Source organism: Burkholderia sp. AU33423 (assembly GCF_002223135.1).
Taxonomy (GTDB): Bacteria; Pseudomonadota; Gammaproteobacteria; order Burkholderiales; family Burkholderiaceae; genus Burkholderia; species Burkholderia lata_D.
The window spans coordinates 2586047-2601020 of record NZ_NKFH01000007.1 but is presented as its reverse complement, the minus strand read 5'-3'; the positions used below and the strand labels follow the sequence as shown (position 1 = coordinate 2601020).

The 14974-nt window shown below is 67.4% G+C and carries 15 protein-coding genes and 1 pseudogene; 10 read left to right on the top strand and 6 right to left on the bottom strand.

Annotated elements, in window-relative coordinates; translation table 11 throughout:
* Positions 1-55 precede the first annotated feature (55 nt).
* Together CFB50_RS30215 and CFB50_RS30210 are read left to right on the top strand one after the other, a co-directional pair.
* Positions 56-1306: an MFS transporter gene (locus CFB50_RS30215; RefSeq protein WP_089448212.1), complete on the top strand. Its 1251-nt coding sequence runs from the start codon at positions 56-58 to the stop codon at positions 1304-1306.
* A gap of 100 nt (positions 1307-1406) precedes the next feature.
* A pseudogene (locus CFB50_RS30210) lies at positions 1407-1587 on the top strand (PepSY-associated TM helix domain-containing protein); the annotation flags it as partial.
* Positions 1588-1594: 7 nt separating this feature from the next.
* On the opposite strand, the gene CFB50_RS30205 reads toward CFB50_RS30210, so the two are convergent.
* The 5 genes from CFB50_RS30205 to CFB50_RS30185 all read right to left on the bottom strand — a co-directional run bounded on the left by CFB50_RS30205 (position 1595) and on the right by CFB50_RS30185 (position 7660).
* Positions 1595-1963 carry a YbjQ family protein gene (locus CFB50_RS30205; protein ID WP_089448211.1) on the bottom strand — a complete coding sequence of 123 codons (369 nt, stop codon included), beginning with the start codon at positions 1961-1963 and terminating at the stop codon, positions 1595-1597.
* A gap of 126 nt (positions 1964-2089) precedes the next feature.
* Entirely contained in the window at positions 2090-3343 is a 1254-nt protein-coding gene (locus CFB50_RS30200) for a M20/M25/M40 family metallo-hydrolase (protein WP_089448210.1), read from the bottom strand.
* 79 nt (positions 3344-3422) lie between these two features.
* Positions 3423-5135 carry a M36 family metallopeptidase gene (locus tag CFB50_RS30195; protein ID WP_089448209.1) on the bottom strand — a complete coding sequence of 571 codons (1713 nt, stop codon included), beginning with the start codon at positions 5133-5135 and terminating at the stop codon, positions 3423-3425.
* Between the two features lie 490 nt (positions 5136-5625).
* A complete protein-coding gene (locus tag CFB50_RS30190; protein ID WP_089448208.1) occupies positions 5626-6570 on the bottom strand; it encodes a GlxA family transcriptional regulator in 945 nt (314 codons plus the stop codon).
* Between the two features lie 127 nt (positions 6571-6697).
* Positions 6698-7660: a helix-turn-helix domain-containing protein gene (locus CFB50_RS30185; RefSeq protein WP_089448207.1), complete on the bottom strand. Its 963-nt coding sequence runs from the start codon at positions 7658-7660 to the stop codon at positions 6698-6700.
* A gap of 244 nt (positions 7661-7904) precedes the next feature.
* On the opposite strand from CFB50_RS30185, the gene CFB50_RS30180 reads away from it, so the two are divergent.
* The 7 genes from CFB50_RS30180 to CFB50_RS30150 all read left to right on the top strand — a co-directional run bounded on the left by CFB50_RS30180 (position 7905) and on the right by CFB50_RS30150 (position 13416).
* Entirely contained in the window at positions 7905-9062 is a 1158-nt protein-coding gene (locus tag CFB50_RS30180; protein ID WP_069252345.1) for an amine dehydrogenase large subunit, read from the top strand.
* A 7-nt stretch (positions 9063-9069) separates the two neighbouring features.
* A complete protein-coding gene (locus CFB50_RS30175; RefSeq protein WP_069252344.1) occupies positions 9070-9624 on the top strand; it encodes a MauE/DoxX family redox-associated membrane protein in 555 nt (184 codons plus the stop codon).
* Positions 9621-10253 (top strand): methylamine dehydrogenase accessory protein MauD, encoded by a 633-nt coding sequence (mauD, locus tag CFB50_RS30170; protein WP_089448206.1) that lies wholly within the window; start codon positions 9621-9623, stop codon positions 10251-10253. The genes CFB50_RS30175 and mauD overlap by 4 nt, the downstream gene beginning before the upstream one ends.
* A 39-nt stretch (positions 10254-10292) precedes the next feature.
* Positions 10293-10838: a methylamine dehydrogenase light chain gene (locus CFB50_RS30165; RefSeq protein WP_089448205.1), complete on the top strand. Its 546-nt coding sequence runs from the start codon at positions 10293-10295 to the stop codon at positions 10836-10838.
* Positions 10835-11335, top strand: coding sequence for a c-type cytochrome (locus tag CFB50_RS30160; RefSeq protein ID WP_089448204.1), 501 nt, complete (start codon positions 10835-10837; stop codon positions 11333-11335). Before CFB50_RS30165 ends, CFB50_RS30160 begins: the two co-directional genes overlap by 4 nt.
* 101 nt (positions 11336-11436) lie before the next feature.
* On the top strand, positions 11437-11877 hold the full coding sequence (locus tag CFB50_RS30155) for a c-type cytochrome (protein WP_231937922.1): 441 nt from the start codon (positions 11437-11439) through the stop codon (positions 11875-11877).
* 33 nt (positions 11878-11910) lie between these two features.
* A complete protein-coding gene (locus CFB50_RS30150) occupies positions 11911-13416 on the top strand; it encodes an aldehyde dehydrogenase family protein (protein ID WP_089448203.1) in 1506 nt (501 codons plus the stop codon).
* 72 nt (positions 13417-13488) lie between these two features.
* Here the strand turns inward: CFB50_RS30150 and CFB50_RS30145 are convergent, their stop codons facing one another.
* A complete protein-coding gene (locus CFB50_RS30145) occupies positions 13489-13938 on the bottom strand; it encodes a DMT family transporter (RefSeq protein ID WP_069252339.1) in 450 nt (149 codons plus the stop codon).
* Between the two features lie 121 nt (positions 13939-14059).
* Between CFB50_RS30145 and CFB50_RS30140 the strand changes: the two genes are divergently transcribed.
* Positions 14060-14938 carry a LysR family transcriptional regulator gene (locus CFB50_RS30140; RefSeq protein ID WP_089448202.1) on the top strand — a complete coding sequence of 293 codons (879 nt, stop codon included), beginning with the start codon at positions 14060-14062 and terminating at the stop codon, positions 14936-14938.
* Positions 14939-14974 lie beyond the last annotated feature (36 nt).

Below are 14974 nucleotides of genomic sequence, written 5' to 3'. Positions count from 1 at the left end.
TGCGCAGTCGTTTCTCGAACGGTACCGGCGCGCAGCGCCGACCGCCGAGACCTCGATGACCGACTCCGTGCCCGACTCCAGTCCTTTATCCCCGTTACCCGCCAACCTGTTTCGTCATGTCCCGTTCCAGCGTTTCTGGGGCACGCGCGTCATGTCTTCCCTGGCTTTCCAGATCCTGTCGGTTGCCATCGGCTGGTACGTCTACGCGCTCACGCACAGCGCATTCGCGCTCGGTCTCGTCGGCCTCGCGCAGTTCGTGCCCATGTTCGCGCTGACGCTCGTCGTCGGGCAGGTGGCCGACCGCTACGATCGCCGGCGCATCGCGACGATCTGCCAGGGCGTCGAGGCGCTGGCTGCCGGCGTGTTCCTGCTCGGTGCCACGCAAGGGTGGCTGACCGCACCGGCCGTGTATGCGCTCGCGGCGATCGTCGGCACCGCCCGCGCGTTCGAATCGCCGTCGGTGTCGTCGCTGTTGCCGGCCGTCGTGCCGCGCGCCGACCTGCCGCGCGCGACCGCGCTGTCGACGTCCGCGAACCAGGCCGCGCAGATCCTCGGGCCCGCGTTCGGCGGGCTGTTGTACGGCGTCGGCGCGCCCGCCGCGTTCGGCACGAGCGTCGTTGCATTCGCGATCGCGGCGGCGCTGAGCGGCACGATTCCGCTGCGCAGTGCGCCGCCCGCCCGCGAGCCGGTCACGCTGCGCTCGGTGTTTTCGGGCATCGCGTTCATCCGGCGCGAGCCGGCGATTCTCGGCGCGCTGTCGCTCGACCTGTTCGCGGTGCTGTTCGGTGGCGCGACCGCGCTGCTGCCGATCTACGCGCGCGACATCCTGCAGGTCGGCCCGTGGGGGCTCGGTGCGCTGCGTGCGGCGCCCGCGGTCGGCGCGCTCGCGGGCACGCTGTGGCTCACGCGGTTCCCGCTGAAGGGGCGGCCGGGCCGCGCGATGTTCGGTGGTGTGATCGCGTTCGGCATCGCGACGATCGTGTTCGGGTTGTCGCGGCACTTCACGCTGTCGCTCGTCGCGCTGGCCGCGCTCGGCGCGTCGGACGTCGTCAGCGTCGTCGTGCGGCTGTCGCTCGTGCAACTGCGTACGCCCGACGACATGCTCGGGCGCGTGAGCGCGGTCAATTCGCTGTTCATCGGGACGTCGAACCAGCTCGGCGAATTCGAGTCGGGCGTGACGGCCGCATGGTGGGGCGCGCCGGCGGCGATCGTCGTGGGCGGCGCCGCGACGATTCTGGTCGCGCTCACGTGGATGCGGTTGTTCCCGCAACTGCGGAACATGACTTCGCTCGAACGAGAGCACTGAAGCAATACCGACGCCGTTTCATGTCCGAGTATTTCAAAAGACATTCAACAAGGCGATCCAGCGGCTCAATGTCGGCGGCGCCGATGCGCAGGGGTGGCAGACGAACCTGCACAAGGGCGTCGGGATGAGTATCGGCCGGGTGCTGCTCGTCGATACGCTCGCGGGTGCGCTGATCCTGCCGTCGCTGACGGGCGTGCCGATGTGGACGGAACTGAACAGTCGCAAGACCGTCGGCAGTGGTGCTCGTGATCGTCGCGATCGTGTGGGCGGCCGGCGCGTAACGGCTGGTCAGGCGCCGGAGTCGCGCGCGACCCGCACGGCCGTGCCGTAGCAGATGACTTCCGTGACGCCCGCCCCGATCTCGGTCGAGTCGTATCGCATCGCGACGATCGCATTCGCGCCGAGCTTGCGCGCGTCGCCGAGCATCTTGTCGAACGCTTGCTGGCGCGCCTTCTCGCACAGCGACGTATAAAGCGTGATGTTGCCGCCGAAGAGGGTTTGCAGCGACGCGCCGAACGAGCCGACGATCGAACGCGAGCGCACGATGATGCCCTGTGCGACCCCGAGCGAGCGGACGGTCGTGTGGCCGGGCAGGTCGAACGCGGTCGTGACGCGTTCGGGTGTGAGATCGTCGAACGAGCGGGAGATATCGGTCATGGCATTGCACCGTGTTGCTGAAGTGAGCGAACGACGATTCTATCCGGAACGGCATACGGGCTCGGCCGGGTTCGAACGGGCGCGCCCGCACCACGCGCCCGTTCCACCGCCCCGGCCGTCGCCGGGTCAACGCTTGACGGTCGCGCTGCCGTTCCCGCCGAGATCGACCGCGTAGGCCAGCGCCAGCTTGCCGAACTTCAGCGCATGATTCGCCTGCCGATCCGAATTCTCCAACGTGTCGTTCACTGTATGGATATACGGACTGTCGTTCTGGTCGGCCTCGAACGGGAACGACGCCGGATAGCCTTGCGCATTCCACGACGCGTGATCCGAGCACGCATACCCGCACTGCGACGTGCCGATCGCGAGTTCCGGCAGGTAGGTCTTCGCCAGATTCGTCAGGTAGGTGTTCTGCGACGCATTCGTGTAGTCGGTGATCAGATAGATATCCTTCGGATCGCCCTTGTAGTTCGTCATGTCGAGCTGCAGCACGCCGACCACGTTCGCATTCTGCGCGCGGAACTGCTTCGCGATCGCTTTCGAGCCGAGCAGCCCGGCTTCCTCGGCTGCGTACCCGACGAACTTGATCGTCCGCTTCGGCTTGTAGTTGTTCGCCAGCAGCACGCGCAGCGCTTCGGTGAGGCTGGCGATGCCCGACGCATCGTCGTCTGCGCCGGGCGAGCGCGTGTTCTCCGTCGTGCGGCCGACCGTCGAATCGAGGTGGCCGCCCAGCACGACGGTGCCCGCGGCCGGATCGCTGCCGCGAATCGTCAGGATCACGGATTTCTGCGGAAAGCCGGTGTGCGCGAACTGTTCGACGGTGATGTCGGCGCGCGCCCCCGCCAGCTGCTTCCACTGCAGTGCGAGCCAGTCCGATGCGGCGACGCCGTGCGACGTCGTGTAGTAGCGGTTCGTGAAGCCGGACAGCGACGTGATCGTGCCGACGATGTTGCTTGCCTGAAGCTGCTGGATCCACGTGCCGATCTGCGGCGCGTTCGATACCTTGTACACGGTGGCGGCGGCCTGTTTCGCGAGCGTCGGTGGCAACGGCTGCAGTGCCTGGCGCGCGTCGTCGAACGAGTCGTGCACGACATAGCCGGGCCCGTGGCCGCGCGCATGGTGGACGGCGAGGGCCAGCTCGCCGAGCCGCGAATCGTCGATTGAGACGACGTGAACGGTTTCGCGGCGCGCAGCGCCGTCGGCCGTCTTGCCGGCGTCGAGGGTCGTACTGTATTGCACGGTGGCGCCGGCGTCGATGCGTTGCAACTGGCGGAACGCCGCGTCGCCGAGTGTGATCCACACCGGCGTCGCATGCGCGGCGGCGGTCAGCAGCATGCCGCCCAGCGCGACGCTCAGGCGGGTCAGTTTCAGAGTAGGCATGTTCGATCTCGTGAGGATGGCGATGTCGAGGAAGAGGGCACTGCGCAGGTCGTGCGAGGCGCCCCCGCCTGCTGCGGAATTACGACTTCTTCGGTACGGTCACGCCGTACGTGCAACTCTGGTTGTACGCATTGCCGATCGCGGTCAGCTGCGCGCTGCTGTAGCCGAGCGCGGACGCAGCCGTCAGCACGGCCTGCGCGGCGGCCTTCTGGTTGGTCGAGCTGTTGGTCATCGACAACCCTTTCAGGAATGCCTTGTCCATTGCCTGCGCACCGATCGCGTCGCGTGCGACGAGGTTGCACGACGCCCAGTACTGGCCGGCCGTATGGATCTCCGCGCCGCGTGCCTGCGCGTAGGTGCGCCCGACGTTCCAGTTGGTCACGCGGCCGCCCCAGAACTCGTTGTGGCCGTCCCAGTTGTAGACCCAGTGGTATTGCGCATCCGACGGGCTCCACTGGTTGAAGTCGCGGCTGTACGCGGCGGCGAGATAGTCGCCGGTGCCTTCCGACAGCCCTTCCTGCTGCGACAGGCCGCCGTTCGTCACCCAGTCGTGGATGCCGTGGCCGAGCTCGTGGATCACGACGTCCGCATCCTCGGCATCGTCGACGCCGCCTTGCCCGAAGGTCAACCGGCCGCTGCTCGACGAATACGACGAATTGTCGTCGCCCGATTCGCCGTGCGGGTCATACTGCACGCCGCCGGTGTACTGGTACGGCAGCGCCTTGATGCCGAGCGTCTGGTTCACGTAACGCAGGAACGTATCGATGTGGTAGTACACGTTCACGGCCTCGAAATACAGGTTGCCGCGCGTGAATTCGAACGTGGGCGTCGACTGCACGGGGCACGCTTTGTCGAGCGGTGCATCGAAATCGACGCACGACGCGTACGGGCCCGTCAGCGAATACCGCCCGCCCGACTGCGCGAGCTCCTTCAACGTCACGCGCACGCGTGCGGCGGTGAGCTGCGACGAATCGGCGTCGCTGCTGTCCTTGTAGCCCGTGCTGCCGTAGCTGCTTTTGGTCGGCGACAGCGGGTCGGGCCGGAACACGAAGCCCGTGCCGTCGGTCGCGTAGAACGCCTTGTCCTCGGCGCGCAGCACGTCGCCGCTGCCCGAGTCGATCAGCAGTTCCCAGTCGCCTTTCGGGCCGTCGTTCGGGCGGCCGCGCACTTTCCACGCGGTATGCGTGCCGGTCTTGTCGACGAACGCGACGAGCTGCGCATCCAGGTTCGTGAAGCCGCTCACACCGAGATACGCGCGGGCGCGGTCGAGCGCCTGCTGCTGGTCGACGGCCTGCGACTTGCGCGACGTCGCGACCACGCCGTTGATCGTGTTGCTCGCGACGTACAGGATGCGGCCGTCCTTCGCGACCGTCACCGCGATATCGCTGCCGTACACGGGCAGGCCGGCTGCCTGCTGCTGCAGGCGCACGACGGTGAAATCGGCATCGTTGCGCTCCGACGTGACGACGAGGCTCGCGAGCGCGGTCGCATCGAGCCCGAGCTGCGCGGCTTGCGACGCGACGAAGTCGCGCGCGGTGGCGGCGGGTGTCGTGGCGGTTTTCTTCGCGCGATACGCGGGGTTGTACAGCGTGACGGCGACGCCGTCCGCGCGGAACTGCCCGGCGGCCGTATCGGCCTTGGCGGCCGGCGGCGCGACGCCGCGCGTCAGGCTTTCGCGCAGGCTCGTTGCTTGCGGGTTCGAGACTTTCGTATCGGCCGCGGTGCCGCCGACGATGCCGAAACCGAGCGCGAGACCCAGGGCGAGCGGCAGTGCTTTGCGTGATGTCTGCATACGTGATCCTCATCTCAACGGTTGGATACGCCCGCGCGTTCGTGGCGCGCAGGCACGACACGGCCCGCGCGCCGGCTCGATGGAGCCGGTGCGGCGAAGCGGTGTTGGGAGCGTCGACTGACTAAGGAACCCTAAATGTCAGGTCGAAAAGAAGCAGGCGGGAGAAGAGCGGGGAGCGCAGGCGAAGCAGCGAACGGCAGGCAGGTGCGGCGACGGCGAAGCGAGCATCGTCATGTCATACCCCTCGGATCGGATCGATATCGGTTGATGGCCCGCGTGGCGCGACGCACGCCGAGCGGCGGCATGCGTGTCGTTAGGCTGCCTATCTAACTTTTTTTGGTATGTTACAGAATATTTTCAACGACATTCCAATTTATTTTCGACGACCGCTTCGGTTCGTCGATCAATCGCCGGCATTGTGCAGCGAGCGGCGGGAAACGCTGCCGGAACGTGCAATACCGCGCTGGATTGTGCTTGAAGCCGGCGACGATCAGCGTGCCGCACGCCGGTCGTTGCGCGGGCTCAGCCCGAATCGCGCGCGATACGTGCGCGAGAAGTGCGACGGCGATTCGAACCCGCACGCGACGCAAACCGATGTGATGCTCATGTCCGTCTGCTGCAGCAGTTCACGCGCGCGATCGAGGCGCAGGTTCAGGTAGAAATGCGTCGGCGTGTCGTTCAGCGTGGCGCTGAACAGCCGTTCGAGCTGGCGGCGCGTGATCGACACCTCCTGCGCGAGCGCATCGGAGCCGAGCGGGGTTTCCATGTGCCGCTGCATCGTGCCGATCACCTGGATCAGCTTGCGGTTGTGCACGCCGTAGCGTGCGGCGATCTCGAGCCGCTGGCTGTCGGAGCGCTGCCGGATCCGGCTGACGACGAACTGCTCGGAGATCGCCGCCGCGAGATCGGCGCCGTGCCGCCGCCCGATCAGGTCGAGCATCATGTCGATCGATGCGGTGCCGCCTGCGCACGTGATGCGCCGGTCGTCGATCTCGAACAGCTCCTGCGTCGCGTTCAGGCCGGGGTAGCGTTCGCGAAACGCGGCCAGTGCTTCCCAGTGCAGCGTGAGCGGCTGCGACGCGTCGAACAGCCCCGCTTCCGCGAGCACGAAGCTGCCCGTGTCGATGCCGCCGAGCGTTGCACCATGACGGTGCTGGCGGCGCAGCCAGTCGCCGATCGCGCGCGTGTAGCACACGAGCGGATCGAAACCCGCGACGACGAACACCGTATCGACCTTGTCGACCTCCGCGCACGCGGCCTCGGCGGCGACCGGAATGCCGTTGCTCGCCGCGACGGGCGCGCCGTCGGCGCTGATCACGTGCCAGCGATAGAGCTCGGTGCGAAAGCGGTTCGCGACGCGCAACGGCTCGACCGCGGACATGAAGCCGAGTGCGGAGAAGCCGGGCAGCAGCAGGAAATGGAAATCCTCGGGCATCGGGGCAGGAGATGGAATCCGGAAGTCGTCGCGCATCGTGCGGGGCGGCGAGCGGACGGGCATGCGCCGTGGCCGGTTCGCGCGCGCCGAACGGTCAGCGGAAGATTATCGCGGGTTTTGCGCGGGCTCAGCGCGTTTTCGCGTCGCGCACGGCCCGGCGCGCGGTGGCCGACGGCAACTCGCCGAACTGCGCCTTGTACGCGTTCGCGAAATGCCCGAGATGAATGAAACCCCAGCGCGCGGCGGCGTCGCTGATCGGCAGGTCGGCCTGCCGCGTATCGAGCAGCATCCGCCGTACTTGCGACAGGCGCAGCGAGCGCACGTAGTTCAACGGGCTGGTCTGCACGACCGACTGGAAGCTGTTCTGCATCGTGCGCCGGCTCACGCGCAATTGCGTGCACAGGCTCAGCACGTCGACCGGTGCTTCGGGATGGCCGATCACGTAGTCATGCACGCGGCGCACGATGTCGGCGCGACAGGCGTGCGTGAGACGGTTCGAAGGCTCGGGAATCCGGTACGTGAGGAGATCGACGAGCACGTTGCCGATCTCGCCGCGCAGTTCGCGTTGCGCGCGTGCGTCACGGTAGGTATCGGGTGCCGACAGCACGCGCTCGAGTTGCGTGGCGACCTGCACGCTCGCGCGCATCAGCACGGCGGTGGGCATGTCGACGACACCGCGCCGCAACGCGGCTTCGTCGACGCGCACGTCGGCCGCATCCTCGACCTGCTGCATCAGCGCGCGATCGGCGACGACACCAATCAGCGACATGTCGTCGGGCGAATGCAGCTCGAACGGCGCACCGCCGCGCGCCATCACCATCGTGCCGCGCTCGATGCGCGCGCCGCCGAATGCGAATGTGCCGGAGCCGGTGAGCGGCATGCCGAACACCGTCTGGTCGTGCGGCAATCTTCCGCGCTGGATGATGCGAACGTTGGCGGTTTCCTGGAACAACTGCATGCCGTCCAGCACCGCATGCTTGACTGCGCTGCGATACGCGCCGGAGCCGATCTGATCGTAGCGCTGGTGCCAGCCGCGCAGCGCCTCGGCATGCCGGTCCGCGTTGTCGAACCTCTCGTGAAACACGAACACAGCGCCTCCGGGTGCGTCGATCAGGACCGCGCAAGATTAAACCGACCGCGCGGTCGGCGCAATAAGGGGGAGCGCTATTCCGCGCGCATTCGTCAGAGGGTCGGAAGCCTCCGGCCGGCGCGGCTTTCAGGCGGTTTTCCAATATCCCGAATCGGCACGCACGCGGTGCCGGTCCGGGTGCTGACCGGATTTATTGTCGAACTACAGTCGCCCCACATCACGTGATTCCCCAACTGGAGGCGACATGAGGACAAGGCGACGAACCGCGGTGCTCGCGGCGACGCTGGCGTTCGCGGCGGCATGGGTCGGCGGCGCGAACGCGACGGAAAAGCCGGAGGAACTGGTCGTGCAGAAGATGCCGCCATGGCATCCGCACGAGGTCTATATCGTCGACATCTCGATGCCGTCGATGACCGACGGACGCATCTACGTGTACGACGCCGATGCGAAGAAGCTGCTCGGCCAGATCGACGGCGGCTTCGGCCCCGGCTTCGCGATTTCGCCCGACCACAGGACGAGCTTCGTCGCGACGACCTACTTCTCGCGCGGCTCGCACGGCACGCGTACCGACGTCGTCGAGATGACCGACAACACGACGCTCGATCACGCGGGCGAGATCGTGATTCCGGCAAAGCATGCGCAGCATGTGCCGTCGCCGTACAACACCGCGTTCAGCGCGGACGGCAAGCGGTTGTACGTCGCGAACATCACGCCGGCCGCTTCGATGACGGTGATCGATGCGGTGTCGAAGCAGGTGCTGTCGGAGATCGACACGGCGGCCTGCGTGCTCGCCTATCCGTCGGGCAATGACCGCTTCACCGCGCTGTGCGAAAGCGGCAAGGCGTTGACCGTCACGCTCGATGCGAACGGCAAGGAAGCGAAGCGCACGATGTCGGATGTGTTCATCGACGTCGACAAGGATCCGGCGTTCGTGAACGCGTCGCGCTACAAGGGCGACTACCTGTTCACGACCTACGGCGGCAACGTGCGCAGCGCGGATTTCAGCGGCGACAAGCCCGCGTTCGGCAAGCCGTGGCCGCTCTTGACGGATGCCGAGCGCGCCGAAGGCTGGCGCCCGGGCGGCATGCAGCAGACGGCCGTGCAGGCCAGGCAGAACCGCTACTACGTGCTGATGCACCAGGGCGGCGACGGCTCGCACAAGGATCCCGGCACGCAGGTGTGGGTGTATGACCTGAAGTCGAAGCAGCGTATCGCGCGCTGGGATCTCGCGCAGCAGAAGGTCGATCCGCTCGTGTCGATCCAGGTCAGCGAGGACGACAAGCCGCTGTTCTACGGGCTGACGGCGACGTCCGACCTCGTCGTGATGGATGCGCGCACCGGCAAGCTGCAGAACGTCGAGAAGCAGATCGGCAATACGTCGTCGCTGCTCGTCAACCCGTGAGGCCGCGATGACGCTCGATCCCGTACTTGCCACCAGCGCGCAGGCCGGCGCCGCCGTCGTCGTGCTGCTCGGCGCGTTCGCGAAGATGCGCCGGCCCGCCGCGTTCAGCCAGGCGCTCGCCGGCTACCGGCTGTTGCCCGACGCGCTGACCGCGCCCGTCGCGTTCGCGATTCCGCTCGCGGAAGCCGTCGGCGCCGCGGCGCTGCTGTTTCCCGATACGCGCACGGCCGGCGCGATCGGCCTGATCGCGTTGCTCGTGGCCTTCGCCGCCGCGATTGCGATCAATCTTCTGCGCGGCCACACCGACATCGACTGCGGCTGTTCCGGCTTCGCGGCGGCGCGTGCGGACGCACCGCGCGGCATCGGCTGGCTGCACGTCGGGCGCGCACTGCTGCTCGCCGCGCTGGCCGCGACCGCGCTCGTCGAGCCGGGCGCACGCGCGGTCGTGTGGTTCGACTACCTGACGCTGTTCTTCTCCGTGCTGCTGATCGTCTGCGCGCTGCTCACCGTCGACGTGCTGCTCGCCAACGACCCGCGCCTTTCCCACCTGAGGAATTCATGATGCAAACCGCTCTCACCGTTTCCACCGCCCTGCTGTGGGCGGCCGTCCTCGCGCTCGGCGCGATCTGCCTCGCGCTCGTGCGCCAGATCGGCATCCTGTACGAACGCATCATGCCGGCCGGCGCATTGATGATCGACAAGGGGCCGGCGGTCGGCGCGATCGCGCCGACGTTCGAACTGACCGACATTCGCGGCGCGCAGGTGAAGGTCGGCGGCTTCGATGCGTCGGGCAAGGCGACGCTGCTGTTCTTCCTGTCGCCGACGTGCCCCGTCTGCAAGAAGTTGCTGCCGCTGCTGCCGTCGCTGCAGGCGAGCGAAGCGACGCCGGTGAACATCGTGCTCGCGAGCGACGGCGATGTCGACGAACACACGCGCTTCGCGCGCAAGCACGACCTCGGGCGCTTCCCGTACGTGGTGTCGCAGGAGCTCGGCCTCGCGTACCAGATCGGCAAGCTGCCGTACGCGGTGCTGCTCGACGAAACCGGCACGGTGCGCGCGAAGGGGCTCGTCAACACGCGCGAGCATCTCGAGAGCCTGTTCGAAGCGAAGGAGCGCGGCGTCGCATCGCTGCAGCAGTTCGTGCACGGCGATCACGGCCACGACCACGACGCACACGCGCAGCACGCATGACGCGCCGCACCTCTTTCAACGTCAAGGGAGAACAACGACATGGGCCTGTTTGATTCATGGTTCGAGCGGTCGGCGCGCGGCGTCGCGCAGCACAGTTCGCGGCGCGGCGCGATGGCGAAGCTCGGCAAGGTGCTGGTGGGATCGGCGATGCTGCCGCTGCTGCCCGTCGACCGCACCGCGTATGCGGCCGATGCGGCATCGGGCGCGTCGGGGGCGTCCGGCAGCGCCGCATCGGCGGCAAGCGACGATCCGATGAGTTGCGACTACTGGAAATACTGCGCGATCGACGGCTGGCTGTGCAGTTGCTGCGGCGGCACGTCGAGCAGTTGCCCGCCGGGCACGACGCCTTCGCCGATCACGTGGATCGGCACGTGCCGCAACCCGCACGACGGTTCGGACTACATCGTGTCGTACAACGACTGCTGCGGCAAGACGTCGTGCGGAAAGTGCTTCTGCAACCGCAACGAGCGCGAGAAGCCGCTGTACAAGCTGTCGTTGAACAACGACATCAACTGGTGCATGGCCAACGGCAATTCGAACTATCACTGTTCGGTTTCGGTTCTGCTGGGAGCGGCAAAACAATGAAAGGGAAACAAGCGGGAAAGTTCGTCATCGCATGCATGACGGCCGTGGCAGGCTTCGTGTTGGCGGGCGCCGCCGGCGCGCAGGAAACCGTGCATTACGCGGCCGGCAAGAGCGTGTTCGACGCGCAGTGCGCGGTGTGCCACCAGGCGGGCGGCAAGGGGCAGCACGGCCTCGCGCCGCCGCTGACCGAGTATCCGGGCAAGTACGCGACGGCCGAGCGGGGGCGTGCGCAACTGGTCGCGACGCTGCTGCACGGGATGTTCGGCGAGATCAAGGTGCGCGACAAGACCTACAACTTCAAGATGCCGTCGTTCGCGAGCGCGAGCGATGACGACATCGCGCACGTGCTCAACTACGTCGTGTTCGATCTCAACACGCAGCATGGTGACGCGAAGCCGTTCACGGCGGCCGATATCCGTGCGGCGCGTGCGAAGGCGATGGACGGCACGGCCGTTCATGCGCAACGCGAAATCGTCATCAAGGGGCTTGGCCTGTGACGCTCGCGTGCGCGCCCCGTTTCGGCGATGCCGCGGCCCGCGCACGGTGTGCGGTGTCATCGCGGCTCGGCAGCGTGTCGCGTCGGCTGTCGTCGTGGCTGATGCTGGCCGGAGTAGTCGCGGGTTCGATCGCGGCACCCGTGCATGCCGAAGGCGCGGCCGACGCGGCGCTCGCGCGGCAGCACTGGGTGCTCAACTGCATGGGCTGCCACACGGCGACGGGCGATGGTATCCCCGGCAAGGTACCGCCGCTTGCCAACTCGCTCGGCTATTTCACGCATCTGCCGGCCGGGCGCGAGTACGTGATGCGCGTGCCCGGCGCGTCGAACTCGGCGCTGTCTGACCAGGACCTCGCCGACGTGCTCAACTGGGTACTCACCACCATGAACCGCGACGCCCTGCCGCGAGACTTCAAGCCTTATACGGCAGCCGAAGTCGCCGCGCACCGCCGTCCCGCCTTATCCGACGTCGCGACCGTGCGCGCCGGCCTCGTTCGCGCGTTGCAGGCGCGCGGGATCGACGGTGTCACGGATCGCTATTGACCGACCCATTCAGGAAATCGAGGAATCAAGAAGATGGAGACGAACGAACATTTCCCGCTGCTCGATGCCACGCGCGCGTTTCTCGCGAAGCCGAAGAAGATGCTGATCGGTGCCGAGTGGCGCGATGCGGCGTCGGGTCGCCAGCTCGACGTCGTGAACCCGGCCGACGGCACCGTGCTCGCACGGGTGCCCGAAGCGAACGAGCACGACGTGCGGCAGGCCATCGCCGCCGCGCGGCGCGCATTCGACGCGGGGCCGTGGCGCACCGCGAAGACCACCGACCGCGAGCGTCTGCTGCTGGCGCTCGCCGACCTGATCGACGCGAACGCGCGCGAGCTGGCCGAAATCGAGTCGCTCGACAACGGCAAGCCCGTGATGGTGGCGCAGGGGCTCGATGTCGCGATGGCCGCGCAGTGCTTCCGCTACATGGCCGGCTGGGCGACGAAGATCGAAGGCAGCGTGATCGACGCGGGCATGCCTTACATGCCGGACAGCGAGATCTTCACCTATACGCGCAAGGAGCCCGTCGGCGTGGTCGGCGCGATCATTCCGTGGAATTTCCCGCTGCTGATGGCCGCGTGGAAGCTTGCGCCCGCACTGGCCACGGGCTGCACCGTGGTGTTGAAGCCCGCGGAAGATACGCCGCTCAGCGCGTTGCGACTCGGCGAGCTGATTCAGGCGGCCGGCTTTCCCGACGGCATCGTCAATATCGTCACCGGCTACGGTCACACGGCCGGCGCCGCGCTGTCGCGCGATCCGCGCATCGACAAGATCGCGTTCACGGGCTCGACGCAGACGGGCAAGACGATCGGCCACGCGGCGCTCGACAACATGACGCGGATGTCGCTCGAACTCGGCGGCAAGTCGCCGGTGATCGTGCTGCCCGACGTCGATCCCGACAAGGCCGCACTGGGCGTGGCGAACGCGATCTTCTTCAACCAGGGGCAGGTGTGCACGGCCGGGTCGCGCGCGTACATCCATGCGAAGGTGTTCGACGACGTGATCGAGCGCGTCGCGAAGATCGCCGCGAGCCTGAAGATCGGCCCAGGGATGGACCCGTCGACGCAGATCGGCCCGCTCGTCTCGGCGAAGCAGCGCCAGCGCGTGTGCGGCTATATCGACTCGGGCTTCGGCGAGGGTGCGCGCGCCGCCGCGGGCGGCCGCGCGATCGACGGCCCCGGCTTCTTCGTCGAACCCACCGTACTGGTCGATACGACGCAGGCGATGCGCGTCGTGCGCGAGGAGATCTTCGGGCCGGTGCTCGTCGCGATGCCGTTCGACGACGTCGAGACGGCCGTGCAGCGCGCCAACGACACACCGTACGGCCTCGGCGCGAGCATCTGGTCGAACGATCTTTCCGCGATCCACAAGCTGATCCCGCGCATCGCGGCCGGCACGGTGTGGGTCAACTGCCACTCGCTGCTCGACAACGCGATGCCGTTCGGCGGGATGAAGCAGTCGGGTTTCGGTCGCGAACTCGGCCGCGCGGTGATCGACCAGTACACGGAAAGCAAGTCGGTGATGATGAACTACGCGTGAGCGTCGCGGCGGGTGCGCGCGTTGCCGACGGTTCGGCAACGCACGCGCACGCGGCAGCGACGCGACACGTCGTCACGCGCGAACCAGCACCACCCCGAGAATGAGGCACGCCGCGCCGGCCAGGCGGATCGGGCTGGCCGCATGCTGCTGGATGCCGAGTACGCCGAAGTGGTCGAACACGAGCGCGCCGGTCATCTGCCCGACGACGATCAGCGCGAGCGTCGTCGCGGCGCCCAGTCGCGGCACCATCAGGATCGCGATGCCGACGAACGCCGCGCCGAAAATTCCGCCGGTCCAGCTGAACCACGACCCGGCACCGGTGATGGTGCCGGTGCCGCTCAAGCGCGGATGCGGGGACAGCAGCGCAACGACGAGCATCGCGGCGAGGCCGACGAGGTAGCTGACCGAGCCGGCCCACCACGGCGAGCCGAGCTGCGCACGGAGGTTGGCGTTGAGCACCTGTTGCAACGCCACGCTGACGCCGGCGGCAACGACCAGCAGATAGGACAGGAGAGTAGTCACGACGAGGCAGGCTCCGGCGAAGTGGCCGTGACGGCGGCTCCGGCACGGCAGGCTTCCATTCTGGAAAGCGCGACGGTATAACGCAAATATCAAATCGGGCGCTCATCCATCTCTTTTCGGCATGCCATCCCTGAGGCAAATCCAGTATTTCCTGACCGTGGCCGATCTCGGCGGCTTCACGCCGGCTGCGAGCGCGCTCCACGTCGCGCAGTCGGCGCTCAGCCGGCAGATCGGTCAACTGGAAGACGAGCTGGGGTTTCCGCTGTTCGACCGGGAGCCGCGGGGTGTGCGGCTCACGCCCGCCGGCGCGCTCTATCGCGATCGCGTGGCGTCGATTCCGGCGACCCTGACCGCCGCGGCCGACGAGGGCGCGCAGTTGTCGCGCGGCGAAGCGGGGGTCTTGCGGCTTCTGCATTCGAGCACCGTCCCCGTCGGCAGCCTGATGCCGGTGCTCGAGCGCTTCATGCGCGCGTGCCCGGGCGCGCGGATCGATCTCGATCGCGCGTCGTCCGAGGATCAGGTGCAGGAGATCGCGAACGGCAATGCCGATATCGGGATCGTTCGTTTGCCGGTGCTGCGCCGCGATCCGCGCGTGCGCTTCGTCGAGCTTGTGGCCGAGCGTCTGTGCACGGCGGTGCCGGCCGATCATCCGCTGGCGAGCCGCAAGCGTATTGCGATCTCGCGGCTGCGGCACGAGCCGTTCGTATCGGCCGTGTATCGGGAGCGGGGCGGGCTCGCGCGCGTCGTGATCGATCTTTGCCTGAAGCGCGGATTCGTGCCGGCGACCGCGCGGATCGTGTCGCCGAAGACGTCGATGCTGAATCTCGTCGCGGCCGGGCAGGGCGTGGCGATCGTGCCGGAGCGGATGGCGAGTCTCGGGATCGACGGGGTCGTCTTCGTGCCGATTTCCGATGACGACGCCAGGTCGGTGTGCGCGCTGGTGTTGCCGGTCGAGCCGACGGTGCTGGCGGACGCGTTCGTGCGGGTGATCGGGGCATAAAAAAACGCCAACCCGTATCGGGTTGGCGTTTCGCCT